Source organism: Nonomuraea sp. NPDC049758 (assembly GCF_040674635.1).
Lineage (GTDB): Bacteria > Actinomycetota > Actinomycetes > Streptosporangiales > Streptosporangiaceae > Nonomuraea.
The window spans coordinates 290,444-315,742 of the sequence record NZ_JBFAMZ010000007.1; the positions used below are offsets into that span (position 1 = coordinate 290,444).

At 73.3% G+C, this 25,299-nt stretch carries 24 protein-coding genes; 9 read left to right on the forward strand and 15 right to left on the reverse strand.

What is annotated here, in order from left to right:
- Positions 1-45 precede the first annotated feature (45 nt).
- The 4 genes from AB0J46_RS20885 to pdhA form a co-directional block, all read right to left on the reverse strand.
- A complete protein-coding gene (locus AB0J46_RS20885; protein WP_364334124.1) occupies positions 46-387 on the reverse strand; it encodes a MazG-like family protein in 342 nt (113 codons plus the stop codon).
- A 211-nt stretch (positions 388-598) separates the two neighbouring features.
- On the reverse strand, positions 599-2,152 hold the full coding sequence (locus tag AB0J46_RS20890) for a dihydrolipoamide acetyltransferase family protein (protein ID WP_364334127.1): 1,554 nt from the start codon (positions 2,150-2,152) through the stop codon (positions 599-601).
- Positions 2,149-3,168 (reverse strand): alpha-ketoacid dehydrogenase subunit beta, encoded by a 1,020-nt coding sequence (locus tag AB0J46_RS20895; RefSeq protein ID WP_364334130.1) that lies wholly within the window; start codon positions 3,166-3,168, stop codon positions 2,149-2,151. Before AB0J46_RS20895 ends, AB0J46_RS20890 begins: the two co-directional genes overlap by 4 nt.
- Before the next feature lies 1 nt (position 3,169).
- Positions 3,170-4,270: a pyruvate dehydrogenase (acetyl-transferring) E1 component subunit alpha gene (gene pdhA, locus AB0J46_RS20900; protein WP_364334133.1), complete on the reverse strand. Its 1,101-nt coding sequence runs from the start codon at positions 4,268-4,270 to the stop codon at positions 3,170-3,172.
- A gap of 126 nt (positions 4,271-4,396) precedes the next feature.
- Between pdhA and AB0J46_RS20905 the strand changes: the two genes are divergently transcribed.
- On the forward strand, positions 4,397-4,906 hold the full coding sequence (locus AB0J46_RS20905; RefSeq protein ID WP_352354020.1) for an Lrp/AsnC family transcriptional regulator: 510 nt from the start codon (positions 4,397-4,399) through the stop codon (positions 4,904-4,906).
- Between the two features lie 17 nt (positions 4,907-4,923).
- Here the strand turns inward: AB0J46_RS20905 and AB0J46_RS20910 are convergent, their stop codons facing one another.
- Both AB0J46_RS20910 and paaZ read right to left on the reverse strand, forming a co-directional pair.
- Complete coding sequence (locus AB0J46_RS20910; protein WP_364334137.1) at positions 4,924-5,715, reverse strand: enoyl-CoA hydratase-related protein; 792 nt, start codon at positions 5,713-5,715, stop codon at positions 4,924-4,926.
- Between the two features lies 1 nt (position 5,716).
- Positions 5,717-7,756 carry a phenylacetic acid degradation bifunctional protein PaaZ gene (paaZ, locus tag AB0J46_RS20915; protein WP_364334140.1) on the reverse strand — a complete coding sequence of 680 codons (2,040 nt, stop codon included), beginning with the start codon at positions 7,754-7,756 and terminating at the stop codon, positions 5,717-5,719.
- Positions 7,757-7,847: 91 nt separating this feature from the next.
- Here paaZ and paaA point away from each other — a divergent pair, with 91 nt between their 5' ends.
- The 7 genes from paaA to AB0J46_RS20950 are packed head-to-tail and all read left to right on the forward strand — an operon-like array spanning position 7,848 to position 13,328.
- Positions 7,848-8,813, forward strand: a complete 966-nt coding sequence (gene paaA / locus AB0J46_RS20920; protein ID WP_364334143.1) for a 1,2-phenylacetyl-CoA epoxidase subunit PaaA — start codon at positions 7,848-7,850, stop codon at positions 8,811-8,813.
- On the forward strand, positions 8,810-9,103 hold the full coding sequence (gene paaB / locus AB0J46_RS20925; protein ID WP_352324188.1) for a 1,2-phenylacetyl-CoA epoxidase subunit PaaB: 294 nt from the start codon (positions 8,810-8,812) through the stop codon (positions 9,101-9,103). Before paaA ends, paaB begins: the two co-directional genes overlap by 4 nt.
- A gap of 13 nt (positions 9,104-9,116) precedes the next feature.
- On the forward strand, positions 9,117-10,052 hold the full coding sequence (gene paaC / locus AB0J46_RS20930) for a 1,2-phenylacetyl-CoA epoxidase subunit PaaC (protein WP_364334146.1): 936 nt from the start codon (positions 9,117-9,119) through the stop codon (positions 10,050-10,052).
- Positions 10,049-10,591, forward strand: a complete 543-nt coding sequence (paaD, locus tag AB0J46_RS20935; RefSeq protein WP_364334149.1) for a 1,2-phenylacetyl-CoA epoxidase subunit PaaD — start codon at positions 10,049-10,051, stop codon at positions 10,589-10,591. The genes paaC and paaD overlap by 4 nt, the downstream gene beginning before the upstream one ends.
- Before the next feature lies 1 nt (position 10,592).
- Positions 10,593-11,678: a 1,2-phenylacetyl-CoA epoxidase subunit PaaE gene (gene paaE / locus AB0J46_RS20940; protein ID WP_364334152.1), complete on the forward strand. Its 1,086-nt coding sequence runs from the start codon at positions 10,593-10,595 to the stop codon at positions 11,676-11,678.
- A gap of 58 nt (positions 11,679-11,736) precedes the next feature.
- A complete protein-coding gene (locus AB0J46_RS20945; protein WP_364334155.1) occupies positions 11,737-12,477 on the forward strand; it encodes an enoyl-CoA hydratase/isomerase family protein in 741 nt (246 codons plus the stop codon).
- Entirely contained in the window at positions 12,474-13,328 is an 855-nt protein-coding gene (locus AB0J46_RS20950; RefSeq protein ID WP_364334158.1) for a 3-hydroxyacyl-CoA dehydrogenase family protein, read from the forward strand. The genes AB0J46_RS20945 and AB0J46_RS20950 overlap by 4 nt, the downstream gene beginning before the upstream one ends.
- Here the strand turns inward: AB0J46_RS20950 and AB0J46_RS20955 are convergent.
- Complete coding sequence (locus AB0J46_RS20955) at positions 13,316-13,960, reverse strand: TetR/AcrR family transcriptional regulator (protein WP_358293360.1); 645 nt, start codon at positions 13,958-13,960, stop codon at positions 13,316-13,318. The genes AB0J46_RS20950 and AB0J46_RS20955 overlap by 13 nt on opposite strands.
- Positions 13,961-14,082: 122 nt before the next feature.
- Here AB0J46_RS20955 and AB0J46_RS20960 point away from each other — a divergent pair, with 122 nt between their 5' ends.
- Positions 14,083-14,925 (forward strand): PHP domain-containing protein, encoded by an 843-nt coding sequence (locus tag AB0J46_RS20960; RefSeq protein ID WP_364334161.1) that lies wholly within the window; start codon positions 14,083-14,085, stop codon positions 14,923-14,925.
- Between the two features lie 19 nt (positions 14,926-14,944).
- Here AB0J46_RS20960 and AB0J46_RS20965 read toward each other — a convergent pair whose 3' ends face one another.
- Genes AB0J46_RS20965 through AB0J46_RS21000 form a run of 8 tightly spaced genes read right to left on the reverse strand, consistent with a single transcriptional unit; the run spans position 14,945 to position 25,172 of the window.
- Positions 14,945-15,667: a tyrosine-protein phosphatase gene (locus AB0J46_RS20965; protein ID WP_364334164.1), complete on the reverse strand. Its 723-nt coding sequence runs from the start codon at positions 15,665-15,667 to the stop codon at positions 14,945-14,947.
- Positions 15,664-17,274 (reverse strand): beta-N-acetylhexosaminidase, encoded by a 1,611-nt coding sequence (locus AB0J46_RS20970; RefSeq protein WP_364334676.1) that lies wholly within the window; start codon positions 17,272-17,274, stop codon positions 15,664-15,666. Before AB0J46_RS20970 ends, AB0J46_RS20965 begins: the two co-directional genes overlap by 4 nt.
- Positions 17,275-17,290: 16 nt before the next feature.
- Positions 17,291-19,240 (reverse strand): NPCBM/NEW2 domain-containing protein, encoded by a 1,950-nt coding sequence (locus tag AB0J46_RS20975; protein WP_364334167.1) that lies wholly within the window; start codon positions 19,238-19,240, stop codon positions 17,291-17,293.
- Positions 19,241-19,250: 10 nt separating this feature from the next.
- Positions 19,251-20,795, reverse strand: a complete 1,545-nt coding sequence (locus tag AB0J46_RS20980) for an alkaline phosphatase D family protein (RefSeq protein ID WP_364334170.1) — start codon at positions 20,793-20,795, stop codon at positions 19,251-19,253.
- 8 nt (positions 20,796-20,803) lie between these two features.
- The gene (locus AB0J46_RS20985; RefSeq protein ID WP_364334173.1) at positions 20,804-22,105 is read right to left on the reverse strand and encodes a sugar ABC transporter substrate-binding protein; all 1,302 of its coding nucleotides are present in this window, start codon (positions 22,103-22,105) and stop codon (positions 20,804-20,806) included.
- 22 nt (positions 22,106-22,127) lie between these two features.
- Positions 22,128-22,937 carry a carbohydrate ABC transporter permease gene (locus AB0J46_RS20990; RefSeq protein WP_364334176.1) on the reverse strand — a complete coding sequence of 270 codons (810 nt, stop codon included), beginning with the start codon at positions 22,935-22,937 and terminating at the stop codon, positions 22,128-22,130.
- A gap of 7 nt (positions 22,938-22,944) precedes the next feature.
- The gene (locus tag AB0J46_RS20995; protein WP_364334179.1) at positions 22,945-23,874 is read right to left on the reverse strand and encodes a sugar ABC transporter permease; all 930 of its coding nucleotides are present in this window, start codon (positions 23,872-23,874) and stop codon (positions 22,945-22,947) included.
- Positions 23,871-25,172, reverse strand: a complete 1,302-nt coding sequence (locus tag AB0J46_RS21000) for a glycoside hydrolase family 36 protein (RefSeq protein WP_364334182.1) — start codon at positions 25,170-25,172, stop codon at positions 23,871-23,873. Before AB0J46_RS21000 ends, AB0J46_RS20995 begins: the two co-directional genes overlap by 4 nt.
- Positions 25,173-25,299: the final 127 nt, after the last annotated feature.

The following is a 25,299-nucleotide window of genomic DNA, read 5'->3' on the forward strand; positions in this document are numbered from 1 at the left end:
GCCAGGCGCAGATGCAGGGCTCATGCCTCGGCTCGCGGGGGAAGGTCAGGCGCGCTCAGCCTCGAACGCTGAGACGCGGTCGGCGATCTTCCTCAGCTTCGCCTCGAACACAGCCCGCGGGTCGTCGACGACGGAGGTGAGGGCCACCATTGCCGTCACGATCACGTCGCACAACTCGTCGGCGAGGTCCTGGCGGGTGTGGGAGGCGGGTTTGCGCGGGTTCTGGCCGAGTTCCCCGATGCGGGCCTCGACCGCCTCGCCGAACTCCTCGCCGATCTTCATGACGCGCAGCGTGAGTTCGTGAGGGTCCCGGCCGTTGTTACGGTCCAGCCATGCCACCAGCTCGCCGATCGTGGACCACAGGTCTGTCGAGGTGGGATCAGGCATCGGGCTCCTCCTCCATGCCGGCGTCTGGCGTCGAGGCCGGGCGTCCGCCTCACGGACGGCAGCGTTCGATGGATTCAGGGTGGTGCGCTCACAGCGCCCAGCGCAAAGCTTCCTGACCGTCGTGAGCGTGAGAGGGCTCGGTGTCCGGTGGGCCCGAGGGGTGCGCCCTTGGGCCCACCGGGGGACGTACGCCCGTGTGGGGAGCGTGCTGCTAGACGTGGGCGAGCAGCACGGCGGGGTTCTCCACGCAGTCGGCGACGAAGCGCAGGAAGCCGCCCGCCGCGCCGCCGTCGCAGACGCGGTGGTCGAAGGTGAGGGACAACTGGGTGATCTTGCGGGGCACCACCGCGCCGTCGTGCACCCAGGGGCGGTCGATCACGCGGCCCACCCCCAGGAGCGCCGCCTCCGGGTGGTTGATGATGGGGGTGGAGCCGTCCACGCCGAAGACGCCGTAGTTGTTGAGGGTGAACGTGCCTCCCGTCAGCGCGGACGGGGGCAGCCCGCCAGAGCGGGCCAGCGCGGTCAGGCGGGTCAGCTCGGCGGCCAGGCCGGCGGTGGTCATGAGGTGCGCGTCGCGGACCACCGGCACGACGAGGCCGCGTTCGGTCTGGGCGGCGAAGCCCAGGTTGATGTGGCCGTGGCGGACGATCTCGGCCCGGTCGGTGTCGACCGAGGAGTTCAGCTCGGGGAAGCGGAGCAGGCCGGCCACGCAGGCTCGGGCCAGGAGTGCCAGCAGGCCGATGCCCAGGTCCGGGCTGGTCCGCCGGAGGGTGTCGCGGATCGTGAGCAGGTCGGTGGCGTCCACGTCCACCCAGGTGGTGGCGTCGGGGATCTCGGTGCGGCTGCGGGTCAGCTTGTCGGCGACCGTACGGCGCAGGCCCCGCAGAGGGATGCGCTCCGCCACCGGGGCCACCGGAGACGCGAGGGCCACGGGAGACGCGGGGGCCGCCGGAGACGCCGCCTGGTCGGCGGACAGGGCCTCAGAAGTCGCGCCGGAGTCGGCGCCCGGGTTGGCGATGGCGTGTTCGACGTCGCGGCGGAGGATGACGCCGTGCGGTCCGGTGGGAAGGACGGCGGCGAGGTCCACGCCGTGCTCGCGCGCCATCCGGCGCACCAGCGGCGAGATCACCCGTGGCGCCCGCTCCGGCCCGCCCTGGGACGGAGGAGCAGGCTCAGTCCCGGACGCGCGCCCAGGCGCGCTCGCGGACCCCGATGCCGGTCCCCTTGCGGGTGCCGGCGCGGTTCCCGCCACCGATCCCGAAGCAGGTGCCGGGACGGAACCCGCTGCCGGTGCAGGGGCCGCCTCCGAAGCGGGGGCCGGGACGGAACCCAGTGCCGGTGCAGGGGCCGATCCCGGAGCGGGGGCCGGGGTCGGGGTGGAAGGGGTGGGCTTGGGAAGGCGGGGGCGGCGGCGGCTCTTGTGGGGGGTGCCGGTGGTGCCGTAGCCGATCAGGACGTTGCCCGAGCCCGCGCGTTCCTCCTCCCGGTACCGCGCCGCCGCCGGGTCCGCCTGCGAGTCCCCGACCTCGATGAGCGGCTCCCCCACCGCCACGACCGCGCCCGCCTCGGCGTGCAGCCGCAGGACGGTCCCCGCGTACGGCACGGGCACCTCCACCGCCGCCTTCGCGGTCTCCACCTCCACCACGATCTGGTCGATCTCCACCGTGTCCCCCACGGCCACCTTCCACTCGACGATCTCGGCCTCGGTCAGGCCCTCGCCGAGGTCCGGCAGCCGGAACACCTGCCGCGCGGCGGTCGCCGTCATGACGCCTCCCGGGTGAGGTGCAGCAGGTCGGGCTGGTCGTCGAACTGGAGCCGGTCCACGGCGTCGAGGACGCGGTCGACGTCCGGGAGGTGGGAGTGTTCGAGTATGGGCGGCGGGTACGGGATGTCGAACCCGGTGACGCGCAGCACCGGCGCGGCCAGCGAGTGGAAGCACCGCTCCTGCACGCGGGCGGCGATCTCCGCCCCCACCCCGGCGAACCCCTGGGCCTCCTGGATCACCACGCAGCGCCCGGTCCTGCGCACGGAGGCCACCACGGTCTCGTCGTCGAACGGGACGATCGTCCGCAGGTCGACCACCTCCAGCGAGAGCCCGTCCCGGGCGGCGGCCTCGGCGGCCTGGAGCGCCACGGGCACGCTGGGCCCGTAGGCGACGAGCGTCGCGTCGCGGCCCTCGCGGCGGACGGCGGCCCGGCCGAACCCGGCGGCGCGGCGGTCCGCGAGGGAGGTCTCCTCCTTGGACCAGTACAGCCGCTTGGGCTCCATGAAGATCACCGGGTCGGGGTCGGCGACGGCGTCGCGCAGCAGCCAGTAGGCGTCGTCGGCCGTCGCGGGCGTCACGACCTTGAGCCCCGGCGTGTGGGCGTAGTACGCCTCGCTGGAGTCGCAGTGGTGCTCGACGCCGCCGATGCCGCCCGCGTACGGGATCCGGATCACGATCGGCAGCGACAGCCGCCCGCGGGTGCGGTTGCGCAGCTTGGCCACGTGCGAGGCGATCTGCTCGAAGGCCGGGTAGGCGAAGGCGTCGAACTGCATCTCGATCACCGGGCGGAAGCCGCCCATGGCCAGGCCCACGGCCAGGCCCACGATGCCCGCCTCGGCCAGCGGCGTGTCGAAGCAGCGCTCCTCGCCGAACTCCTTGGTGAGCCCGTCGGTGACGCGGAAGACGCCGCCGAGCGGGCCGACGTCCTCGCCGAAGACGAGGACGCGCTCGTCCTCGCGCAGGGCGTCCCGCAGGGCGGCGTTCAACGCCTGGGCCATGGTCATCTTCGCGGTCATGTCAGTCCTCCCGCGCGGTCAGCTCGGACGCCAGCAGGGCCCGCTGCTCGTGCAGCTGGGGCGTCGGCTCGGCGAAGACGTGGTCGAACAGCTCGAAGGGGTCGGCCTCGGGGTCGGCGTTCATCGCCTCGCGCAGGCGCGCGGCGTACTCCTCGGCGGCCTGGTGCGCGGCGGCGACGTCCTCGGCGCCGAGCAGGCCGCGCCCGCGCAGGTAGGTCTCCAGCCGGGCCAGCGGGTCGGCCGACTCCCACTGCTCGACCTCCTGGCTCTCGCGGTAGCGGGTGGGGTCGTCGGCGTTGGTGTGGGGGTCCATGCGGTAGGTGTGCGCCTCGACGAGGAACGGGCCGCCGCCGGTCCTGGCGTGCGTCACGGCGGCGGTCAGGACCGACAGCACGGCGACGAGGTCGTTGCCGTCCACCTGCTCGGAGGGGATGCCGTAGCCGATGCCCTTGTAGGCCAGCGCCGGGGCCGCGCTCTGCTTGGCCAGCGGCACGGAGATGGCGTACTTGTTGTTCTGGACGAGGAACACGACGGGGGCGCGCAGCACCGCGGCGTAGTTGAGCGCCTCGTGGAAGTCGCCCTCGCTGGTGCCGCCGTCGCCGATGAAGGCCATGACGACGCCGTCCTCGCCCTTGCGGCGCATGGCCTCGGCCATGCCGACCGCGTGGATCGTCTGGGTGGCCAGCGGCGTGCACTGGGGGGCGACGCGTGTGGCGGCGGGGTCGTAACCGCAGTGCCAGCCGCCGCGCAGCAGCGTGAGCACCTCGACCGGGTCGAGGCCGCGGGAGACGAGCGCGACCGAGTCGCGGTAGGTGGGGAACAGCCAGTCGTCCTCGCGCAGCGCGAGCACGCCGGCGATCTGGCAGGCCTCCTGGCCGCGGCTGGAGGGGTAGACGGCCAGCCGGCCCTGCTTGGTCAGCGCGGTCGCCTGGCGGTCGAAGCGGCGGCCCAGGACCATCCGCCGGTACGCCTCCACCAGGTGCTCCCCGGCAGGCTCGGCGTACCCGGCGGGCGGCTCGACGGCGGCGCCGTCCTCGGCGACGAAGCGCACCGGCTCTGGCGAGGGCAGCAGGCCGTCGACCGTCTGGGGACTCCTCCTCACGGACATGGCGACGCTCACTTTCTCTGGACGTTTGTGAGGGAAAGCGTCCGCTGCTGGAGCCATCCGTTCAAGACATCAGGCATGATGAGCGACAAACGGCTTTATATGGGACTAATGGAGGGCCAATTGTCAGCCAACGAGGGCGTCGAGGGCGGCTGGCCGGGACGTTCGGCCGCAAACCTGGACGGAGTGGACCGGGCGATCATCGCCGAGTTGCTGCGCGACGGCCGGATGTCGATGCGCACGCTGGCCGAACGCGTGCACGTCTCGCGCGCCAACGTCTACGCCCGGCTCACCCGGCTGATGGACGACGGCGTGATCACCGGCTTCACCGCCGAGCTGGCGCCGCACCGGGCGGGCCTGGGCACCAGCGCGTACGTGTCGGTGACGATCGAGCAGAACTCCTGGCGCCAGGTCACGGCACGGCTGCGCGAGACGCCGTACGTGGAGCACTTCGCCATGGTCGGCGGCGACTACGACGTCCTGGTGCTGGTCAGGACGCCGGACAACGCCGCGCTGCGGCACGTCGTGCTGGAACGCATCCAGGACATCCCGGGGGTGCGGGCCACCCGGACCTGGCTGGTGTTCGAGGAGGCCCGCGGCCGGGGCGCGGAATGGGGGGCCCACGAGAGCTGAGCCCCCCGAGTCCTCGTTCAGCGCCCTCCGAAGGTCGGCCTGCGCTTGGCGAGGAACGCCTCCACCGCGCCCGCGTGGTCGGCGGTCAGGCCGAGGCGGGCCTGCGCGCGGGCCTCCTCGGCGAGCACCGCCCCGAGGCCCTGCTCCCACCCCTGCGCGATGAGCCGCTTGGACTCGGCGTAGGCCGCGGTCGGCCCGGCCGCCAGCCGGGCGGCCAGCTCGCGTCCCGCCATGCACACCTCGGCCCCCGGCACCACCCGCCCCGACACGCCCCACGCGACCGCCTGCGCGGCCCCGAACGGCTCGCCGAGCAGGACCAGCTCCTTGGCCCTTGCCTCGCCGACCGCCCGCGTCAGCGTCGCCGACAGGCCGGAGTCGCAGGTCAGCCCGATCCCCGTGAACGCCGTGGCCAGCTTGACGTCCTCGGCCAGGACGCGCAGATCGCAGGCGAGCGCGAGGGCCAGCCCGGCGCCGACGCAGGCGCCGTTGACGGCGGCGACGACCGGCTTGGGCATCGTGGCCAGGAGCCGGACGACCGGCGCGTAGTCCGCCTCGACGGTGTCGAAGGCATGGCCGGGATCGGCGCGCAGGGCCTCGGCGTGCTCGGCGAGGTCCTGGCCGACGCAGAACGCGCGGCCCGCGCCGGTCAGCAGCACGGCCCTGACCGAGTCGTCGGCGGCGACCTCCTCCAGCGCCCGGCGCAGCGCCTGCTTGAGCCCGTCGTCCAGCGCGTTGCGGTGGTCGGGACGGTTGAGCGTCACAACGGCCACGGCGCCGTCGCGTTCGAGCAGGACCGGGGTGTCGTCCACGTCAGCCCTCCGGCCAGGTCTTGGCCACCAGGGTCAGCACGTCGTACGTGGCGACCGGGACGCCGTCCTGGTTGGTCACGGTGGCGTCCCAGCGCACCTCGCCGTAGTCGGCGCCACTGCGCGGCGTGATCTGCTTGACGGTCAGCGCGACGGCGATGGCGTCGCCGGCCTTGACCGGGGTGAGGAAGCGCAGCCCGTCGACGCCGAAGTTGGCCAGCACCGGGCCGGGCGCCGGGTCCACGAACAGCCCGGCGGCCAGGGACACCACCAGGTAGCCGTGCGCGACGATGCCGCCGAACAGCGGGTTGCGGGCGGCGGCCTCGGGGTCGGTGTGGGCGTAGAAGGTGTCGCCGGTGAACTCGGCGAAGTGCTCGATGTCGGCGAGCGAGACCGTGCGCGGCGCGGAGGCGATCGTGTCGCCCACCCGCAGCTCGGCCAGCGACTTGCGGAAGGGGTGGACGCCGGAGTCGGCGCGGGCCGAGCCGGTCGTCCAGCGGCCGGTGATCGCGGTGAGCTGGTCCGGCGAGCCCTGGACGGCGGTGCGCTGCATGTGGTGCAGGACGCCGCGCACGCCGCCCAGCTCCTCGCCGCCGCCGGCCCGCCCGGGGCCGCCGTGGACGAGGACCGGCAGCGGCGAGCCGTGCCCGGTGGACTCCTTGGCGTCGTCGCGGTCGAGGACCAGGACCCGGCCGTGCCAGGGCGCGAGCCCGAGCACGACGGACCGCGCGACCTGCGGGTCGTGGGTGGCGACGGAGGCGACCAGGCTGCCCTTGCCGCGCGCGGCCAGGGTGACCGCCTCCTCGACGCCGTCGTAGGCGAGCACGGTCGCGACCGGCCCGAACGGCTCCACGTCGTGCGGCTCGGCGGCGCCGGGGCGGGCGCGCAGCAGCAGCGGGGTCATGTACGCGCCGCGCTCGGGGTCGCCCTCCAGCAGGGACGCGCCGCGCGGGTCGCCGTGGACGACCTCCGCGCCGGCCCGCAGTGCCTCGACCGCCTTGCGCACCTCCTCGCGCTGGCCCAGGCTGGCCAGCGGGCCCATGCGCACGCCGGGGTTGCGCGGGTCGCCGACGGTGATCGACGACAGGCGCGCGGCCAGCGCCTCGGTCACCTGGTCCGCCAGGTCCGCCGGCACGAGCACGCGGCGGATGGCCGTGCACTTCTGGCCCGCCTTGACCGTCATCTCGGTGACGACGCCCTTGACGAACAGGTCGAACTCCGGATCGTCCGGGCGCACGTCGGGGCCGAGGATCGAGCAGTTGAGCGAGTCGGCCTCGACGCCGAGCACGACGCCGCCGTCGAGCACGTTCGGGTGGCGGCGCAGGATGCCGGCGGTGTGGGCCGAGCCGGTGAAGGCGACGGAGTCCTGGACGGTCAGCTCGTCGAGCAGCCCGGCAGGGCTGCCGGCCAGGAGCTGGAGCGTCCCCTCCGGCAGGATGCCGGACTCGATGATCTGCCGGACGGCCAGCTCGGTGAGGTAGGCGGTCTGGGCGGCGGGCTTGACGATCGAGGGCAGCCCGGCGAGGAAGGCCGGGGCCAGCTTCTCCAGCATGCCCCAGACGGGGAAGTTGAAGGCGTTGATCTGCACGGCGACGCCCGGCCGCGAGGTGTAGAGGTGCTGGCCGGCGAAGGTGCCGCCCTTGCCCAGGCGTTCCAGGCCGCCGTCGAGGAAGACGGTGTCGTTGGGCAGCTCGCGCACGCCCTTGCTCGCGTAGCTGAACAGCGTGCCGATGCCGCCGTCGACGTCGACCATGGTGTCGCGGGCGGTGGCGCCGGTGCGCGTGGACAGGGCGTACAGCGCGTCCTTGCCTTCGAGCAGGTGCTTGGCCAGCGCCTTGAGCAGGGCGGCCCGCTCGTGGAAGGTCAGGGCCCGCAGCGCCGGGCCGCCGGTGTCCCTGGCGTGCCTGACCATGGCGGCGACGTCCAGCCCCCGGCTGGAGATCCGCGCGACCTCCTCGCCCGTCGCGGCGTCGAGCAAGGGTTCCCCGTCGTCCGACGCGCGGAACCATCGTCCGGCGGCGTAGCTCTCCAGCAGCGCGCTCACGCTGTCTCCTCTCTTGCGCGGAAGCCCCGACTCATGCAACCGTATTACTGACCGAGCGATAAGTAAATAAGACCGATGTCTCGGAGGGACGATGACCACCACGCCGGCGGAGCCGGACCTGGAGGAGCGGCTGCAGTCCGCCTTCGACGCGACCATCGCGGGTCACGACCGGATCGAGCCCCGCGACTGGATGCCGGAGGCGTACCGCAGGACGCTCGTCCGCCAGATCGCCCAGCACGCGCACTCCGAGATCATCGGCATGCAGCCGGAGGGCGAGTGGATCGGGCGCGCGCCGTCGCTGCGCCGTAAGGCGATCCTGCTGGCCAAGGTGCAGGACGAAGCCGGGCACGGCCTCTATTTGTACTCCGCGTGCGAGACATTGGGCGTCTCCCGCGCCGAGCTGACCGAACTCCTTCTGGCCGGGAAGCAGAAATACTCCTCGATCTTCAACTACCCGACGCTGTCCTACGCCGACGTCGGCACCATCGGCTGGCTCGTGGACGGCGCCGCGATCTGCAACCAGGTGCCGCTGTGCCGCACCTCCTACGGCCCGTACGGGCGCGCGATGATCCGCATCTGCAAGGAGGAGTCCTTCCACCAGCGGCAGGGCTACGAGCTGCTGATGACGATGATGCGCGGCACGCAGGCCCAGCGGGAGATGGTCCAGGACTCGGTCAACCGGTTCTGGTGGCCCTCCCTCATGATGTTCGGCCCGCCCGACGACCGCTCCCCCAACAGCGAACGCTCGATGGCCTGGGGCATCAAGCGCAACTCCAACGACGAGCTGCGCCAGAAGTTCGTCGACATGACGGTCCCGCAGGCCAAGGCGCTCGGCATCACGCTGCCCGACCCCGACCTGCGCTGGAACGAGGAGCGCGGGCACCACGACTTCGGGCAGCCCGACTGGTCGGAGCTGGCCGCGGTCATCCGCGGCGACGGGCCGTGCAACGCCCAGCGGATGCGCCACCGCCGCGCCGCCCACGAGGACGGCGCCTGGGTGCGCGAGGCCGCGTCGGCGTTCGCGAGCCGCACGGCGGCCGGGGCGGGCGCCCGATGAGCGCCGACCGGCGGGAATGGCCGCTGTACGAGGTGTTCGTCCGGGTCAAGCGCGGGCTCAACCACGTGCACGTCGGGTCGCTGCACGCGCCCGACGACGCGATGGCCCTGCGGCACGCCCGCGACGTCTACACCCGGCGCAACGAGGGCGTGAGCATCTGGGTCGTGCGCTCCGACGCCATCACCGCCTCCAGCCCGGACGAGAAGGACCCGCTGTTCGCGCCGAGCGGCGACAAGGTCTACCGGCACCCGACGTTCTACGACATCCCGGGCGACGTCCCGCACATGTGAGAGGGGGTCCAGCGTGAGCGATGACCACGAGAGCATCTTCGACGGCCTGACCGGCGGGGACTCCGCGCAGTGGGCGTTCGGCACGGACTTCGAGGACCCGCTGGCGGGCGTGGACACGACCGTGCCCGACGGGGTCGGCTCCGCCGAGCTGGCCGCGTACTGCCTCATGCTCGGCGACGACGCGCTGGTCATGTCGCAGCGGCTCACGGAGTGGTGCAGCCGCGCGCCCGACCTGGAGGAGGACATCGCGCTCGCCAACGTGGCCCTCGACCTGCTCGGGCAGGCGCGCCTGCTGCTGGCTCGGGCGGCCGCGGCCGACCCCGGCGTGGTGCCCGCGCTGCCCGAGGGCTCGCCGGTGCCGCCGGAGGACGCGCTGGCGTTCTTCCGCGACGCCGGGCAGTTCAGGAACGTGTGGCTGGCCGAGGTCGCGAACGGCGACTTCGCGCACGTCGTCGTGCGCCTGCTGCTGTTCTCGACGGCCCGGCTGGCGCTGCTGGAGCGGCTGTCGGCGAGCGCGGACACGGTGCTGGCCGCCGTCGCCGCCAAGGGCGTCAAGGAGGTCGCCTACCACCGGGACTGGGCGGGCCGCTGGTTCCTCACCCTGGCCCAGGGCACCGAGGAGTCGCGCCGCCGGCTCGACGCCGCGCTCGGCGAGCTGTGGCCGCTGCTGGCCGAGCTGGTCACCGCGCACCCCGTCGAGCTCGCGCTCGCCCGTTCGGGCGTCGCCGTCGAGGCCGGCGCGCTGCGCGCCGACGTGGACGCCGTGCTCGACCAGGTGCTGACGGTGAGCGACGTCCCCCGCCCGGCCCTCGAAGACCGGCCGGACGAAGACAGGCCGGACGAGGACAGGCCGGGCGGCGGCCGGGACGGCGTTCACACCCCGGCGCTGGCCGGCCTGCTCGCCGACATGCAGTCGGTCGCCCGCGCCCACCCGGCGGGCCGCTGGTGACCGCCGCCGAGCACACCGGCCCCGCGCCCGGGGACGCCCGCGAGCGCGCCGCCCGGGTCGCCGAGCGGGTGCGGGACCCGGAGATGCCGATGCTCACCCTCGCCGACCTCGGCGTGCTGCGCGGCGTCGAGCTGCGGCCGGGCCCGGACGGCGAGGTCGTGGTCGCCTCGATCACCCCGACGTACACCGGCTGCCCGGCCATGGCGACCATGCGCGACGACCTCGTCCACGGGCTGCGGGAGGCGGGTTTCCCGCGGGTCGAGGTGCGGGTCGTGCTCGACCCGCCGTGGTCGAGCGACTGGATCTCCGAGCGCGGCCGGGACGCCCTGCGGGCCGCCGGGCTGTCGGCGCCCGGGCCGGCCCGGCGCACGTCCGGGCCGGTGCCGCTGACGCTCGGCCCGGCCAGGACCGCCCCGGCCTGCCCGCGCTGCGGCTCCCGGGCCACCCGGCTGACCTCCGAGTTCGGCGCCACCGCCTGCAAGGCCCTCTATGCCTGCGCCGACTGCCTGGAACCGTTCGAGCATGTCAAGGAGATATGAGATGACCACGCTCGCGCCCGCGCCGGCCCGGGCGCACGCCGCCTTCCACGAGCTGACCGTGGCGGCGGTCGACCGCCTGTGCGAGGACGCCGCCGCGATCACCTTCGCCGTGCCCGGCGAGCTGCGCGAGGCGTACGCCTTCCGCGCGGGCCAGTCGCTCACCCTGCGCCGCTTCGTGGACGGGCGGGAGGAGCGGCGGTCGTACTCGATCTGCGCCCCGGCCGGGGACGCGCCGCGCATCGGCGTCCGGGAGATCCCGGACGGGCTCTTCTCCTCCTGGCTCGTCCGCGAGGTGCGGCCGGGCACGCGGATCGAGGTGCAGACCCCCACCGGCTCCTGGCAGGCCGACCCCGGCGCGGGCGAGCGGCACCTGTGCGTGGCGGCCGGGTCGGGCATCACCCCGATGATGTCGGTCGCCTCCACGGTGCTCACCCATCCCGGCGCGCGGGTGTCGCTGCTGTACGGCAACCGCAGCAGCCGCACCGTGATGTTCGCCGAGGAGCTAGGCGACCTGAAGAACCGGTACGGCCCCCGCCTCCAGCTCGTCCACGTGCTCTCCCGGGAGCCGCGCGACGTCGAGCTGTTCTCCGGCCGGCTGGACGGCGACCGGCTGCGGCGGCTGTTCACCGAGCTGGTGCCGATCGAGACGTTCGACCACGTCTGGCTGTGCGGGCCGCTGCGCATGGTCGAGGACGCCCGCCAGGTGCTCGCCGAGCTCGGCGTCCCGGCGGCGAAGGTGCACGTCGAGCTCTTCTACGTCGACGCTCCCCCGCCGCGGCCGAGGCGCCCCGAGGGCGTGCCGGCGGGCGCGACGACCGTGCTGACGACGGTGCTCGACGGAAGGCGCACGACCGCCACCGTCTCGCGCGAGTCCACCCTGCTCGACGGCGCCCAGCAGACCCGCTCGGACCTGCCGTTCGCCTGCCGGGGCGGGGTCTGCGGCACCTGTCGGGCGGTGGTCCGCGAGGGCGCGGCGGACATGCGCCGCAACTACGCGCTCGAACCGGCCGAGGTGGACGCCGGTTTCGTGCTCACCTGCCAGACGTTCCCGGCCGGCGACCGTGTCACCGTGGACTACGACGCCTGACCCCGACGCAGAGGAGTTTTTCCGTGACGAAAGCCCGCGCTCCCCAGGCGGAGCGCCCATGACCCTCATCGTCGAGGAGGGCGCCGACCGGGTGGTGTGGCGGCTCAACCGGCCGCAGGTGCGCAACGCGATCGACCGGGAGCTGGTCGCCGCGCTGCACGAGGCGTGCGCCGCCGTCGAGGACGAGCCGCGCGTCGTGCTGCTCACCGGCGAGGGCACGACCTTCGCCGCCGGGGCGGACATCGCCCAGCTCCGCGACCGGGACCGGGACGACGCGCTGCGGGGCATCAACTCCAGGATCTTCGACCGGATCCACCGGCTGCCGATGCCGACCGTGGCCCTCGTGGACGGTTACGCCCTGGGCGGCGGGGCCGAGCTGGCCTACGCCTGCGACTTCCGGATCGGCACGCCGCGCACCCGGATCGGCAACCCGGAGACCGACCTCGGCATCCTGGCCGCCGCCGGGGCCGCCTGGCGGCTGGCCGAGCTGGTCGGGGAGCCGCTGGCCAAGGAGATCCTGCTCGCCGGCAGGGTGCTGACGGCCGAGGAGGCGCGGGCGGTGCATCTGCTCAACGACGTCGTGGAGCCGGCGGACCTGCTCGCCGCCGGTCACCGGCTCGCCGACCGCATCGCGGCGCGGGCGCCGCTGGCCACCCGGCTGACCAAGGCCGTCTTCCACGCCCCGCGCGCCGCGCACCCGTTCGTGGACGACCTGGCCCAGGCGGTGCTGTTCGAGACCGAGGAGAAGCACGCGCGCATGACGGCGTTCCTCGACCGGCGGAAGGAGCGGCGCTCATGACGTCCCCATCGACCCTGCCGCACATCGTCGGCGTCTTCGGCGGCGGGCGGATGGGATCGGGCATCGCGCACGCCTTCCTCGCCGCCGGCAGCCGGGTCGTCGTCGTGGAGAGCGACCCGCGGGCCGCCGCCCAGGCCCTGGAACGGGTGACCGGCAGCCTGGCCAAGGCCGCGGAGAAGGGCAGGCTGGGCAGCCCGCTCCCGGACGTCCTGTCCCGGCTGCGCACGACGGCCGACCCGGCCGAGCTGGCCTCGTGCGAGCTGGTCGTGGAGGCGGTGCCGGAGGACGCGGCGCTCAAGGCCCAGGTGTTCGCCCTGGTCGAGCGGCAGGCGCCGGGCGCGGTGCTGGCCACGAACACCAGCAGCCTGTCGATCGGCGGGCTCGCGGCCGGCCTGGCCGCGCCGGAGCGCTTCATCGGGCTGCACTTCTTCAACCCCGTCCCGGTCAGCGACCTCATCGAGGTCGTCGTCGGCCCGCGGACCGACCCCGAGCTGGTCGAGCGGGCCCAGGAGTGGACGCGGGCGCTCGGCAGGACGCCGGTCACGGTGGCCGACTCGCCGGGCTTCGCCAGCAGCAGGCTCGGCGTCTGCCTGGCCCTGGAGGCGATGCGGATGCTGGAGGAGGGCGTGGCGAGCGCGGCCGACATCGACACGGCCATGACCCTCGGCTACCGCCACCCGACGGGCCCGCTGCGCACCACCGACGTGGTGGGCCTGGACGTGCGCCTCGCGATCGCCGAGCACCTGGCCCGCGAGCTCGGCCCCCGGTTCGAGCCGCCGCGGATCCTGCGCGACCTGGTGGCCGCCGGGCATCTCGGCCGCAAGACGGGCCAGGGGTTCTACACCTGGTGAGCCCCGGGCGCGTGCCCGGCCAGGCCGTCGAAGGCGATCGCGGTGACGGCGTCGGCGACCATCGCCCGGTCGTAGGCGCCGTCCGGGCGGTACCACTCCACCAGCGAGTTGACCATGCCGAACAGCAGCCGGCTGACCAGCGCGGGCGGCACGTCGTCGCGCAGCGCGCCCTCGGCGACGGCGTCGGCGACCAGCGCGGCGAGGCGGTCGTCGAGCCAGCGGCGGCGTTCGAGCGCGGCCAGCTCGACCGGGCTGTTGCCGCGCACCCGGAGCAGGAGCGTGACGCTCGGCTGATGGGCGACCAGCACCTCGACGCTGCGCCGCACGACCTCGCGCAGGCGTTCGTAGGCCGTGCGGCCGGCGGCGTCGCGGGTGGCGGCGGTGACGGCGGCGGTGAGCTCGTCGAGGGCGTCGTCGAGGGCCTGGCCGAGCAGTTGCTCCTTGCCCGTGACGTGGTGGTAGATGGCCGGCTTGGTCAGACCGAGCTCCTTCGCCAGGTCTCCCATGCTGGTGGCGTCGTATCCCCTGCGGTTGAACAGCTCCACCGCGGCGCGCAGGATCGCGGCCTGGTCGTAGCCGGGTCGGCCGCGCCCGCGGCGCGGGGCGGGCCCGGCGGGCTCGGTCGTCGTCACGAAAGCCAGCATCTCACGGCAGATCAGACCTCTTCCCCGAGGCGGCCACGCCCCCGGGACGCCGGGACGCTCGCGGGATACAGTCGTGACGATCTTCTCCTACCCTCCGAGGAGTGAGCCCCATGACGTTGCCCGCCGACAGCCATGTGCACAGCGAATGGTCCTGGGACGCCCCGAAGGGCGACATGGAGCGTTCCTGCGCGCGGGCGGTGGAGCTCGGCCTGCCCGCCATCGCCTTCACCGAGCACGTCGACCACACGGTCTGGACGGTCGACCCCGGCGCCCTCGACGGCCACGACCACCTGCTCGCGCTGACGACGCCGGACGGTCACCTCCCTCCCCCGGCCTTCGACGCCGCCGGCTACCTGGAGGCGGTCGAGCGGTGCCGCGAGCGTTTCCCGCAGCTGCGCATCCTGAGCGGCCTGGAGCTGGGCGAGCCGCACCGGCACGCCGGGGAGGTCGCCCGCGTGCTCGCCGCCGGGCGCTTCGACCGGGTGCTCGGCTCCCTGCACAGCCTGCCCGCCGGCGACGGGTTCTGCGAGCCGCCCGGCCTGTACGCCCGCCGCGCCGCCGCCCAGGTGGTCCGGGACTACCTGGCCGAGATCCCCGAGCTGGTCGCGGGCAGCGACGTGTTCGCCGTGCTGGCCCACGTCGACTACCCGGTGCGCTACTGGCCGCAGGCCGCCGGGCCGTTCGAACCGGCCGACTTCGAGGAGGAGTTCCGGCACGCGCTGCGGGCGACCGCCGGGTCGGGCCGGGCGCTGGAGATCAACACGGTCCTGCCGCTGCACACGACGCTGCTCGGGTGGTGGCGGGAGGAGGGCGGGCAGGCCGTGACGTTCGGCAGCGACGCCCACGAGCCGTCCGTCGTCGCGCGCCGGTTCCGGGAGGCGGCGGAGCTGGCCCGGGCGCACGGCTTCCGCCCGGGCCGGGACCCGTACGACTTCTGGGGCCGTACGGGCTGACCGCCGCCCGCCGGTCCTCTCAGCGGTCCACCAGGCGGGCCCGTAGCAGCGCCAGGTCGTCCGGTGGCAGGCCGCCGGCCAGCAGGTACGCCTGCGCGCCGCCGTGCCGGTCGTCCAGGTGGGCCAGGGCGGCCAGCATAGTGTCCGCGGTGACCTCGGCGAACAGGCGCAGCGCCCTGGCCCGCCCCGAGTCGCCGTCCAGGGCGGCCAGGTGCTCGTCGAGGCGCAGGCAGACGGCCGTCATGGCGTAGTCGGCGGCGATCTCCTGCCGGGAGACGCCGGCCAGCGAGAGGGCCAGCGCGACCGCCAGCCCGGTTCTGTCCTTGCCGGAGTGGCAGTGCAGCAGGACGCCCCCGTCCGGCGCGTGGGCGACGGCCGACAGGACGGCGGCGAACCGGGTGGCGCCCCGGTCGAGGATCACCCGGTAGATGCCGGGCAGGGTGTCGTCCAGCGCCTCCAGGACGGTGTCCTCGTCCCGCAGCACGGGCAGGTGGCGGCGGCCCGGCACGTCGGGACCGGGGTCGGCCCGGCACTCGGCGGCCAGCCGGAGGTCGGCCACGAGCCGGATCCCGTGCGCCCGCAACGCCGGGACGGCCGTGCCCCTCGGACGGTCGCCCCGCACCAGCGCGCCCCACCGGATGCGCCCGCCGTCCTCGGTCGGCAGCCCGCCGAGGTCGCGCACGTTCTCGCAGCCCGGCCAGCTCAGCACCCGGCCGCCCGGCGGCGGCTCCAGGGGCGTCACGCGAGGTCCCGCAGGTTGCTGGTCCAGGCGTCGATGGTGGCCTGCCACTCCTTCGGGTCCTCCGGCCGCCCCGGCACGCCGGGCCTGGTCTGCCAGGGCAGCGGCCCCGACTCCGGCCGGTACTCCACCCCGATCGCCGCCAGCCGCGGCAGGTGGCCCGCCAGCCGCGCGCGGAAGTCCGCCAGGTCGCGCCCGGGCGGCCCCCAGACGGTCTCGGCGAAGGCCGCCAGCCGGGGGAAGGCCATGTAGTCGACCCGCCGGTTGGAGTCGATCAGCTCCGTCCAGACCCCGCACTGCGCGCCGAGCACCCGTTCCGCCGCCGGGTCGTCGCGCAGCTGCGCGGGCACGGGCTCGAAGGCGTAGACGTCCTCCAGCGCCAGCACGGTCCCGAACGGCACCGGCTCGTCCTCCCCCGGCCCCTGGCGGTAGTCGAAGTAGACCTGGGTGTTGGAGCAGTTGATGACGTCGTGCCCGCGCCGGGCGGCGGCCACCGCCCCGAGGTCGCCGCGCCAGGACGCCACCACCGCCCCGGGCGCCAGGCCGCCCTCCAGGATCTCGTCCCAGCCGACCAGGCGGCGTCCCCGGGCGGCCAGGAAGTCGTCGAACTGGTGGATGAACCAGCTCTGCAGCTCCTCCTCGTCGCGCAGGCCCAGCTCCCTGATCCGGCGCTGGGCGGACGGGCTCTCCCGCCACTGCTCCTTGCGGCACTCGTCGCCGCCCACGCACACGTACGGGCTGGGGAACAGCTCCAGCACCTCGTCGAGCACGTTCTTGAAGAAGGCGATGGTGGCGTCCTCGGCGTTGAGCACGTTCCGGCCGATGCCCCAGGTCGTGCGGACCTCCAGCGGCGTGCCGAGGTTGCCCAGCTCGGGGTAGGCGGCGATCGCGGCCTGGGTGTGGCCGGGCAGGTCGATCTCCGGCACGACGGTGACGTGCCGGGCGGCGGCGTAGGCGACGATCTCCCTGAGGTCGTCCTGGGTGTAGTAGCCGCCGTGGGGGCGGCCGTCCATGGCGCCGTTCCAGCCGGTCTGGCTCTCCCGCCGCCACGCGCCGACCTCGGTCAGGCGGGGGTAACGCCTGATCTCGACGCGCCAGCCCTGGTCGTCGGTCAGGTGCAGGTGCAGGACGTTGAGCTTGTGCAGGGCCATCAGGTCGATGAACCGCAGCAGGTCGTGCTTGGTCATGAAATGCCGGGCGACGTCGAGGAGGCAGCCGCGCCAGCCGAAGCGCGGCTCGTCCTCGATGTGCACGCCCGGTGCGACCAGGGGTTCGGCGGCCGGCGACCGGCGGTAGGCGGCGGCGGGCAGGAGCTGGCGGAAGGTCTGCGCGCCGTAGAAGGCCCCGGCGGGCCCGCCCGCGTCGATGGCGACGCCGTCGTCGCCCACGCTCAGCCGGTACGCCTCCGGGCCGAGGCCGTCGCCCAGCCCCAGGGTGATCGTCCCCGGGCCCGGCGTGCCGGGCAGCAGCTCACCTCCGGTGACCTGGCCGAGCTCGGCGCGCAGCCAGGCGGCCACCCCGGCGAGCGCCGGGTCGGCGGTGAGCGCCGTGCGCCCGTCGAGGACGAACCTCCCGCGCCTGGTCCCGTGGCTGACGGGCCTGGGAACGATCTTCAAGTGCATCTCCTCACTGACAGGTGACGGTGGCGTCGGCGAAGTCGGCGTGGTCGGAGGTGGCGTTGTCCCCGCCGTTGGTCGCGACCAGCCGGACGAACCGGGCGCCCGCGACGGACGCCGTGACCTTCCTGGCGGGCATGGCGCCGGTCAGCACGCCGGAGTGCGCGACCCGGCCGCCGTCGGCCCACACCTCGAAGTCGGCCGAGCCGGCCTGGCCGACCTCGTCGTCGATGCCGGCCTGGAACTCGACCGTGGTGCACCGGCCGGCGGTGTAGAACTCGATGTCGGCGGGGGCGTGCGTGCCCAGGCCCTTGGCGTACCGGACGCCCTCGACGGTGATCGGGCGGCCGTCGCCGGCGGCCCGCTCGCCGTTGCTGGTGTCCTTCTCGACCGGGCCGAAGTAGTTCGTGGCCCTGGTCCAGGCCAGGTCGCTCAGGTAGGTGCGGCCCGTGCCCGGCGCCCTGGCCACGATGACGACGGCGACGGCGCGCCGGTCGCCCTGGGTGAAGGCGACCTCGTAGGTGCCGGGCGCGGCGTCCGCGGGCGGGGTGACCGTCCAGGTCACGGTGAACGTCTCGGCGGCGCCGAGCCGGGCGGTCCTGGCCGGCGTGCGGGCCTCGGCGCGCCAGCCGTCCGGCGCGGACGCCTTGACCTCGACGTCCCGCAGCGGGGCGGTGGCCCCGGTGTTGGTGACGCGGGTGACCAGCTCGCCGGGCACGCCGGGCTCCAGCACCGAGGGCCGGTCCTCGCCGAGGAAGCGCGGCGGGTCGGCCTCGAAGGTCACCAGCGGCGGCGCCTGCTCCCGGCTCTCCGAGACCCGGTAGAGCACCGCGGCGTGCGCCGGGACCTGCGCCGACAGCACGTCCTTCGTCGAGCTGACCACGCCGGACCACAGCTCCTCGACCCGGTGACGCGAGCCCGCGCCGAGCCGGGTGGAGATCACCGCCGCCCGGTCGCTCTCGTTGAACAGCGCGATCGCCCGGTCGCCGCCGTCCAGGGGCTTGGCCAGCACGTGGTACCAGCCGTCGGAGGAGACGAGCCGGCCGTGCGCGCCCAGCCGGTCCTGGTCCACCGCGATCACCTTGGGGTTGGCGACGACGGCCGCCGGCGCCTTGGCCGGGTCGGCCTGCAGGACGAGCGGCGCGGCCCCCATGGCCCACAGGGTGAACTGGGCGCGGTACTCGGTCTCGGTCATCCCGCCGCGGCCGGCCTGGATCAGGTCGGGGTCGGCCCAGCTGCCCGGCCCGGCGTACTCGGCTCTGAGCTGGTTGGTCTCCCAGATGTCGACCATGCTGGGGTAGCTGTCGGGGATGGGCTTGTTGTAGACGTTCGTCCGCCAGGTGGTGGCGCCGGCGTCCTTGCCCCACAACCACGGCACGGTGCTGCCGTCCTCGTTGTTCATGGCGAACACCACGCCGTCGCCGAGGGCTTGGCGCATGCGCGGGTAGAGGGTCTGGGCGATCTGCTGCACGTTCTGGCCGGGGAAGTCGGCCGTGGGGACGTTGCACCAGTCGTACTTGACGTAGTCGGCGCCCCAGGCCCTGAGCTGGGCGGCGTCGGCGGCCTCCTGCTTGTAGGAGCCGGGGCCGCCGCCGGAGCACGCCTTGCTGCCGGCCGACAGGCTCAGGCCGAGCTTGAGGCCCTTGGCGTGCAGCTCGTCGGCCAGCGCCTTGACGCCGCCCGGGAAGCGGGCCGGGTCGGGGACCAGGGCGCCGCCGCTGCGCTGGGCGGCCAGCCAGCAGTCGTCGAGGACGACGTACCGGTAGCCGAGCGGCGCGAGCGGGGTGAGGGCGCCGGCGGCCTGGCGGACGGCCGCCTCGGAGACCGAGCAGCCCAGGGAGCGGCTGCTCCAGCCCATCGGGGGCGCCTCGACGGCCGCCGCGGTCGCCACGGAACCGGGTAAGGGCGCGAAGGGCAGGGTGAGGAGGGCCGCCGCGGCGGCGGCCGTGATCGTGCGCATGGGGATCCCGTCAGGCTGGGTGGAGGCTCGGGTCGCCCGGCTCGACGACGAACGAGCCGGAGGTGTAGGCGGGCGCGTACGGCTCGGTCACCCGGGACAGCGAGCGGAAGTCGACCTTCATCTCCTGCTGGGTGAGCTTGGCGCGGACGTAGCCGCGGCGGCCGTTGAAGAACTTCACGTGCGGGTTCTCGGCGAGCAGCGTCTGGGTGTTGGGGTACTCGTCGAGGCCGTTGCCGGCGCTGGTGACCGACGTGGTGACCAGCTCGACCGCGACGGACTTCGACTCGGGGTCCTGGAAGTCGCGCTTGACCTCCCCGGCCCAGTGGGAGTGCACGTCGCCGGTGAGGACGACCGCGTTGCGCCGGTAGTCGTCGATGGCGGCGGTCAGCCGGTTGCGGGAGGCGACGTAGCCGTCCCAGCCCTCGTTGGAGTAGCCCTTGCCCTCGCCGTTGGTCCAGTCCATCTCCATGAGGAAGACCTGCTGGCCGAGCAGGTCCCAGGTGGCCTGGGAGCCCTTGAGCTGCCCGTCGAGCCAGGACTCCTGCTCGCCGCCGAGCATCGTGCGGTTGGGGGCCAGCCGCTCGGCGCAGTCGGCGCCGACCGTGCCGCTCTTGCCGGTGCAGGCGTACAGGTCGCGGTACTGGCGGGTGTCGAGCATGTGCAGGTTGGCGACCGCGCCCCAGCGGATCGTGCGGTAGAGCCGCAGGGCGGGGCCGTCGGGGCGCTGGGCGCGGCGCAGCGGCATGTTCTCGTAGTACGCCTGGAAGGCCGCGGCCCGGCGGGCGAGGAAGGGCGGGTCGGGCTGCTCGGGCACGTCGCCGGCCCAGGCGTTCTCGATGTCGTGGTCGTCCCACACGACCACCCAGGGGGCGATCGCGTGGGCCAGCCGCGACTCGGGGTCGGCCTTGTGCTGGGCGTGCCGCAGCCGGTATCCGGCCAGGTCGAGGCATTCGCCGCCGGCCTGGTCGCGGACGGGGTACTTGTAGTCGCCGTACTCGTAGATGTAGTCGCCGAGGAAGGCGATGAGGTCGGGGTGGTCCTCGGCCATCCGGCGGTAGGGGGTGAACCAGCCGGTCTGGTAGTCGGCGCAGGAGGTGAACGACAGGTTCAGGGGGCGGGAGCGGGCGCCGGGGGCGGGGGCGGTCAGGGTGCGGCCGACCTCGCTGATCTCGCCCTCGGCGCGGAAGCGGTAGAAGTACTCCGCGCCCGGGCGCAGGCCGTCCAGCTCGACGTGCACGCTGTGGGCCGACTCGCGGCGGGCCTGCTCGACGCCCTGGCGCACGACGTGGCGGAAGTTCTCGTCGGAGGCGAGCTGCCAGTGCACCGGCACGACGCGGTCCGGCATGCCGCCGAGCCCGTCGAGCGCGACCGGGTCCATGGCGAGCCGGGTCCAGAGGACGACGCCGTCCGGCGTGGGCTCGCCGGAGGCGACGCCGAGCTGGAACGGGTCGGACAGGGGGGCACGCCGGGCCGCCGCGCGCACGGGTGAGGCACCCAGTGCGGCGGCGAGGCCCAGGCTCGCGCCCCCGGCGAACAACGATCGCCGGGTGATCAATGGAGCTCCTACTTGACGGAGGCGTTGCCGGCGGCCACGGCCTGGTCGGCGGCCTGCTGGGGGGTGAGCTTGCCGAGGTACATCTCGTTGAGGATCTGGTTGAGCTTGTTCTCGAAGCCGGTGAAGCCGGTGGTGACCGGCAGCGGGAAGGTCTGGCCCTCCGACTCCTCCTGGAACGGCGAGACGTCGAGCTTCTTGGACTTCCAGTAGTCGACGTAGCCCTGCGACAGCCCGTTGAGCGCGGGGAAGACGTAGCCGCCGTCGGCCATCATCTTCTGCGGCTCCTCGGTGCCGAGCCAGGTGGCCAGCTTCATCGCCTCGGCCGGGTGGGCGCTCTTGGCGGAGACGGCCTCGGACAGGCCGTTGAGGTTCACCGAACGGCCCTGCGGGCCCTCGGGCATGGCGGCGACGCCGATCTCGAAGTTGGCCTCCGGCGCGACGAACGGCAGCAGCGCGTTGTTCGCCGGGAACATGGCGACCTTTCCGGCCTTGAACATGTCGGTGACCTTGCCGGTGGGCGGGTTGGTCTGGGTGGCCGGCGGCGAGACGTGGTGCTTGTTGACCAGGTCCACGCCGAACTGCAGCCCCTGGACGGAGGCGGCGTCGTTGAAGGTGTAGCTGCCGAAGGGCTTGTCCAGCAGCTTGCCGCCGTTCGAGCTGACCCAGTTCATCCACTGCGTCTGGTAGTGGTTCCAGGAGGCGAAGCCGTACGTGGTGACCTTGGCGGGGTCGAAGCCGGGCTCGTCGGGGTGCTTGCCGGCCTCGTCCACGGTGAGCTTGCGGGCCGTGTCGAGCAGGGTGCCGGAGCCGTCGGCCGCCCAGGTGAGCTTGTCCGGCATGGTCACGCCGGCCTTGTCGAACAGGTCCTTGTTGTAGAGCAGGCCGACGATCCCCCAGTCCTTCGGCACGCCGTACAGCTTGCCCTGGTAGGTGAACGAGCCGACCACGGTCTGGTGGTACTTGGAGCCGTCCACCTGGACGGGCGCCAGCACGCCCTTGGTGACGAACTCGGGGAACTGGGTGGGGCTCATCCAGAAGACGTCCGGCGCGGTCCCGGCGACGGCGTCGGCGGTGAGCTTGGTCCAGTACTGGTCGTAAGGCAGCAGTTCTATCTTGACGTCGATGCCCGGGTTGGCCTTCTCGAAGGCGGCCATCACCTTCTCGTAGCCGACCTTCTGCTGGTCGTCCCAGAGCCGGTAGGTGAGCGTGACCTTGCCGGAGTCTCCGGAGCCCGACCCGCAGCCGGACAGGATGAGCGTGGCGGCGCAGAGCAGCGCCCCGGCCCAGCGAATCGGGGGGGATTGCAACATTCGCTGACCTCTTGTTCGTGTGCTACTTGAGGCCGGTGAGGACCACCGACCGGACGATGTGTCTTTGGAAGAAGACGAAGACGGCCACCATCGGCACGAGCGCGATCAGCCCGCCGGCCATCATCAGGTTGTAGTCGACGCCGATGCCGACCTTGAGGGTGGCGAGCGCCACCGTCATCACCCTGGTCTCGTCGCCGCTGGTGATGATCAGCGGCCAGATGAAGCTGTTCCACGACGAGATCACGGTGATGATCGTCAGGGTGCCGAGCGCCGGGCGGCACAGCGGCAGCAGGATGCGCAGCAGGACGGTCATCGCCCCGGCCCCGTCGATCCGGGCGGCCTCCTCCAGCCCGGCGGGCAGGGACTTGAAGAACTGGCGCATCAGGAAGATGCCGTACGGGGTGCCCAGCACGTACGGGATGAGCAGGCCGTACCAGGTGTTGACCAGGCCGAGCTCGCGCATGATGAGGAACAGGGGGATCATCGTGACCGCGCCCGGCACCATCATGGTGGCGACGTACAGCCAGAACAGGGCCTCCCTGCCCCGGAAGCGCAGCCGCGCGAAGGCGTAGGCGGCGAAGGTGGTGAAGACGAGCTGCCCGAGGGTGAGCACGACCGTCATCAGCAGGGTGTTGAGCATGTACCGGGGGAAGTCGCCGCTCAGCAGCCGGGTCAGGTTGGCGGTGGTCGGCGGCAGGCCGGGCAGCCACGGCTCGGTGGAGCTGAGCTGCGACTGCGTCTTGAACGCGGTCAGCACGACCAGCAGGTACGGGAAGACGGAGACGAACGCGCCGGCCGCGAGCACGACGTGGAGCAGGGTGCGCTTGATCATGGGGGCCTCAGCTCAGGTCGTAGGTGGTGCGCTTGCCGAAGAACCTGACCTGCGCCAGCGTCACCAGCAGGATGACCCCGAACAGCAACATCGACAGGGTCGAGGCGTAGCCGAAGTCGAACTGCTTGAACGCCGTCTCGTAGATGCGGAAGTTGAGCACTTCGGTGCTCTGGCTGGGGCCGCCGTTGGTCATGACGTAGACGGTGTCGAACACCTGGAAGGCGCCGATCAGGTTGGTCACCATGACGAAGAACATCGTGGGGTTGAGCAGCGGCAGCGTGATGCGCCAGAACCGCTGGGCGGGGGTGGCGCCGTCGGTGGCGGCGGCGTCGTACAGCTCCTTGGGGATGCCCTGGAGGCCGGCCAGGAAGAACAGCATGGTGTAGCCGGTGTGCTGCCAGACGTTGACCAGCGCGATCGCGGGCAGCGCCCAGGCGGGGTCGGACAGCCAGTCGGGGCCGGTGACGCCGGCCAGGCCGAGCAGGCTGTTGAGCGCGCCGTCGCGCGGGTCGAAGATCCAGTTCCAGACCAGGCCGAGGACGATCGGGGTGGCCATCCACGGGATCAGGTACAACGAGCGGTACAGCCGCAGGCCCTTGACCTTGCGGTCCAGCAGCAGCGCCAGCACCAGGGCCAGCACGGTCTGCAGCGGGATGCACAGCACGACGTACAGGAGGGTGACGCCCAGCGCGTGCCAGGTCTCGCCGTCGGCGGCCAGCCGGCGGTAGTTGTCCAGCCCGGCGAACGTGGGCTCAGACAGCAGCTCCCAGTCGAAGAAGCTGAGCACCAGGACGATGACGACCGGCAGCAGCAGGAACGCCACCACCCCGAACAGGCTGGGCCCGACGAACAGGTAGGCGTGCCAGTCCCGGGTGCGCCTGCGCGGCGGCCGCCGCGGGGCCTCCTTGGCGGCGGCCCGGACGGTCTCGGTGATCACGACGGGTCCGTGGCGGTGGGGACCAGCAGGCGGCGGGTGGTCTCCAGCCCCCACTCGTCGAGGGCGGCGATCGGGTCGCTGGAGCCGCGCAGGCCGCCGGTGCCCTCGATGTGCGCCGCCCACTCCTGCCGGGCCTCCACCTCGGGCCGCACGATGAGGCAGTCGGGGTCGTTGACCCACCAGCGGGCGTGCAGGAACTCGCGGGCCGCGCCGGTCAGCCGGGCGCCGAGCTGGGAGGGCTGGCTGATGTCGCCCGACCGGGGGTGCAGGGTGGGCGCGATGTCGGGGCTGACCCGCATGATGTCGACCAGCCCGATGCTGGGCAGCATGGGCGCGCCGCAGCCGTGCAGGGTGGCCTCGGGGCCCGCGCCGCGCCGCACGAGCTCCAGCCCGCGCCGGTAGGCCGCGATCGGGTCGAGGTCCTCGTGGCGGCGGCCGGCCAGGGCGCCGGCGTAGAGGTAGTCGAGCTTGAAGTGGGTGACGCCCATCGCGGCGAAGGCGGCGAACACGTGGACCAGGTGCTCGGCCGCGCCGGGGTGGGTGACGTCGAGGACGGCGAGGTCCTGGTTCCACATGCGGCCCGCGTACGCGCCGTCCACCAGCCAGTCGGGGTGCTCGTGAAACAGGCGGCTGTCGTGGCCGACCAGGAAGGGGGCGGTCCAGATGCCGGCGCGGCGGCCGGAGCCGGTGACGGCGTCCAGGGCGCGGGCCAGGGAGCCGAAGCCGGGCCTGGGGTCCAGCCAGTCGCCGATGCCGGCCTCGTAGCCGTCGTCGACGAGGAACATGTCGGCGGTCAGGCCGTGCCGGTCGGCCAGCGCCAGGTTCTCCAGGACGTCGGCGTCGGTGACCTTGTCCCAGTAGCCGTACCAGGTGCACCACATGGGGGGGACGGCGGGGAACGTCCTGGGTTCTGCCATGCCGTCCGCCCAGTCGCGCAGGGCCGGGCCGAGGTCGCCCTCGACGCGGTGGTGGCGTACCGGGCCGTCGGCGGAGATCACCAGGCGGTCCCCCTTCCGGCGGGCCCGGAGGGAGGGCACCTGGAGCGGTCCGGGCGCGCTCCACAGCTCGACCACGCCGTCGCCGGACTCGACGGCCAGCAGCCCCTCGCCCTGGAAGACGCCGTCGGGGACGGGCGTCTCGGGGCGGTAGCAGAGGATCTGGATCGTCTCGTCGGCGGGTCTGGGCGGAAGGTCCCCGAGGCCGTAGGCGCCGGTGGGGCTCCACGACTGCCAGCCGTGCTCGAACACCCGGGTCCGGGCCTGGTCGCACCTGATCTCGCCGACGTCAACGAATGACATCAGACCTCATCTCTCTCAACTTACGAAGGAGCGCTTCATTAGTAGCACCGTCGGTTTCGGAGGGTCAACGCCCAATTTGAAGGGGTTCGCGGGTGGTGCGCCGTCGAGCTGGTCCCTGGCATAATCT

Excerpts from the sequence above, each read along its gene's own strand:
- paaB (WP_352324188.1), top strand. The coding sequence starts at position 8,810 with ATGAGCGCCGACCGGCGGGAATGGCCGCTGTACGAGGTGTTCGTCCGG.
- AB0J46_RS20960 (WP_364334161.1), top strand. The coding sequence starts at position 14,083 with ATGACGTTGCCCGCCGACAGCCATGTGCACAGCGAATGGTCCTGGGAC.
- AB0J46_RS20885 (WP_364334124.1), bottom strand. The coding sequence starts at position 387 with ATGCCTGATCCCACCTCGACAGACCTGTGGTCCACGATCGGCGAGCTG.
- AB0J46_RS20990 (WP_364334176.1), bottom strand. The coding sequence starts at position 22,937 with ATGATCAAGCGCACCCTGCTCCACGTCGTGCTCGCGGCCGGCGCGTTC.
- AB0J46_RS20895 (WP_364334130.1), bottom strand. The coding sequence starts at position 3,168 with ATGACCGCGAAGATGACCATGGCCCAGGCGTTGAACGCCGCCCTGCGG.
- paaE (WP_364334152.1), top strand. The coding sequence starts at position 10,593 with ATGACCACGCTCGCGCCCGCGCCGGCCCGGGCGCACGCCGCCTTCCAC.
- AB0J46_RS20950 (WP_364334158.1), top strand. The coding sequence starts at position 12,474 with ATGACGTCCCCATCGACCCTGCCGCACATCGTCGGCGTCTTCGGCGGC.
- AB0J46_RS20945 (WP_364334155.1), top strand. The coding sequence starts at position 11,737 with ATGACCCTCATCGTCGAGGAGGGCGCCGACCGGGTGGTGTGGCGGCTC.
- AB0J46_RS20890 (WP_364334127.1), bottom strand. The coding sequence starts at position 2,152 with ATGACGGCGACCGCCGCGCGGCAGGTGTTCCGGCTGCCGGACCTCGGC.
- AB0J46_RS20975 (WP_364334167.1), bottom strand. The coding sequence starts at position 19,240 with ATGCGCACGATCACGGCCGCCGCCGCGGCGGCCCTCCTCACCCTGCCC.
- paaA (WP_364334143.1), top strand. The coding sequence starts at position 7,848 with ATGACCACCACGCCGGCGGAGCCGGACCTGGAGGAGCGGCTGCAGTCC.
- AB0J46_RS21000 (WP_364334182.1), bottom strand. The coding sequence starts at position 25,172 with ATGTCATTCGTTGACGTCGGCGAGATCAGGTGCGACCAGGCCCGGACC.
- AB0J46_RS20985 (WP_364334173.1), bottom strand. The coding sequence starts at position 22,105 with ATGTTGCAATCCCCCCCGATTCGCTGGGCCGGGGCGCTGCTCTGCGCC.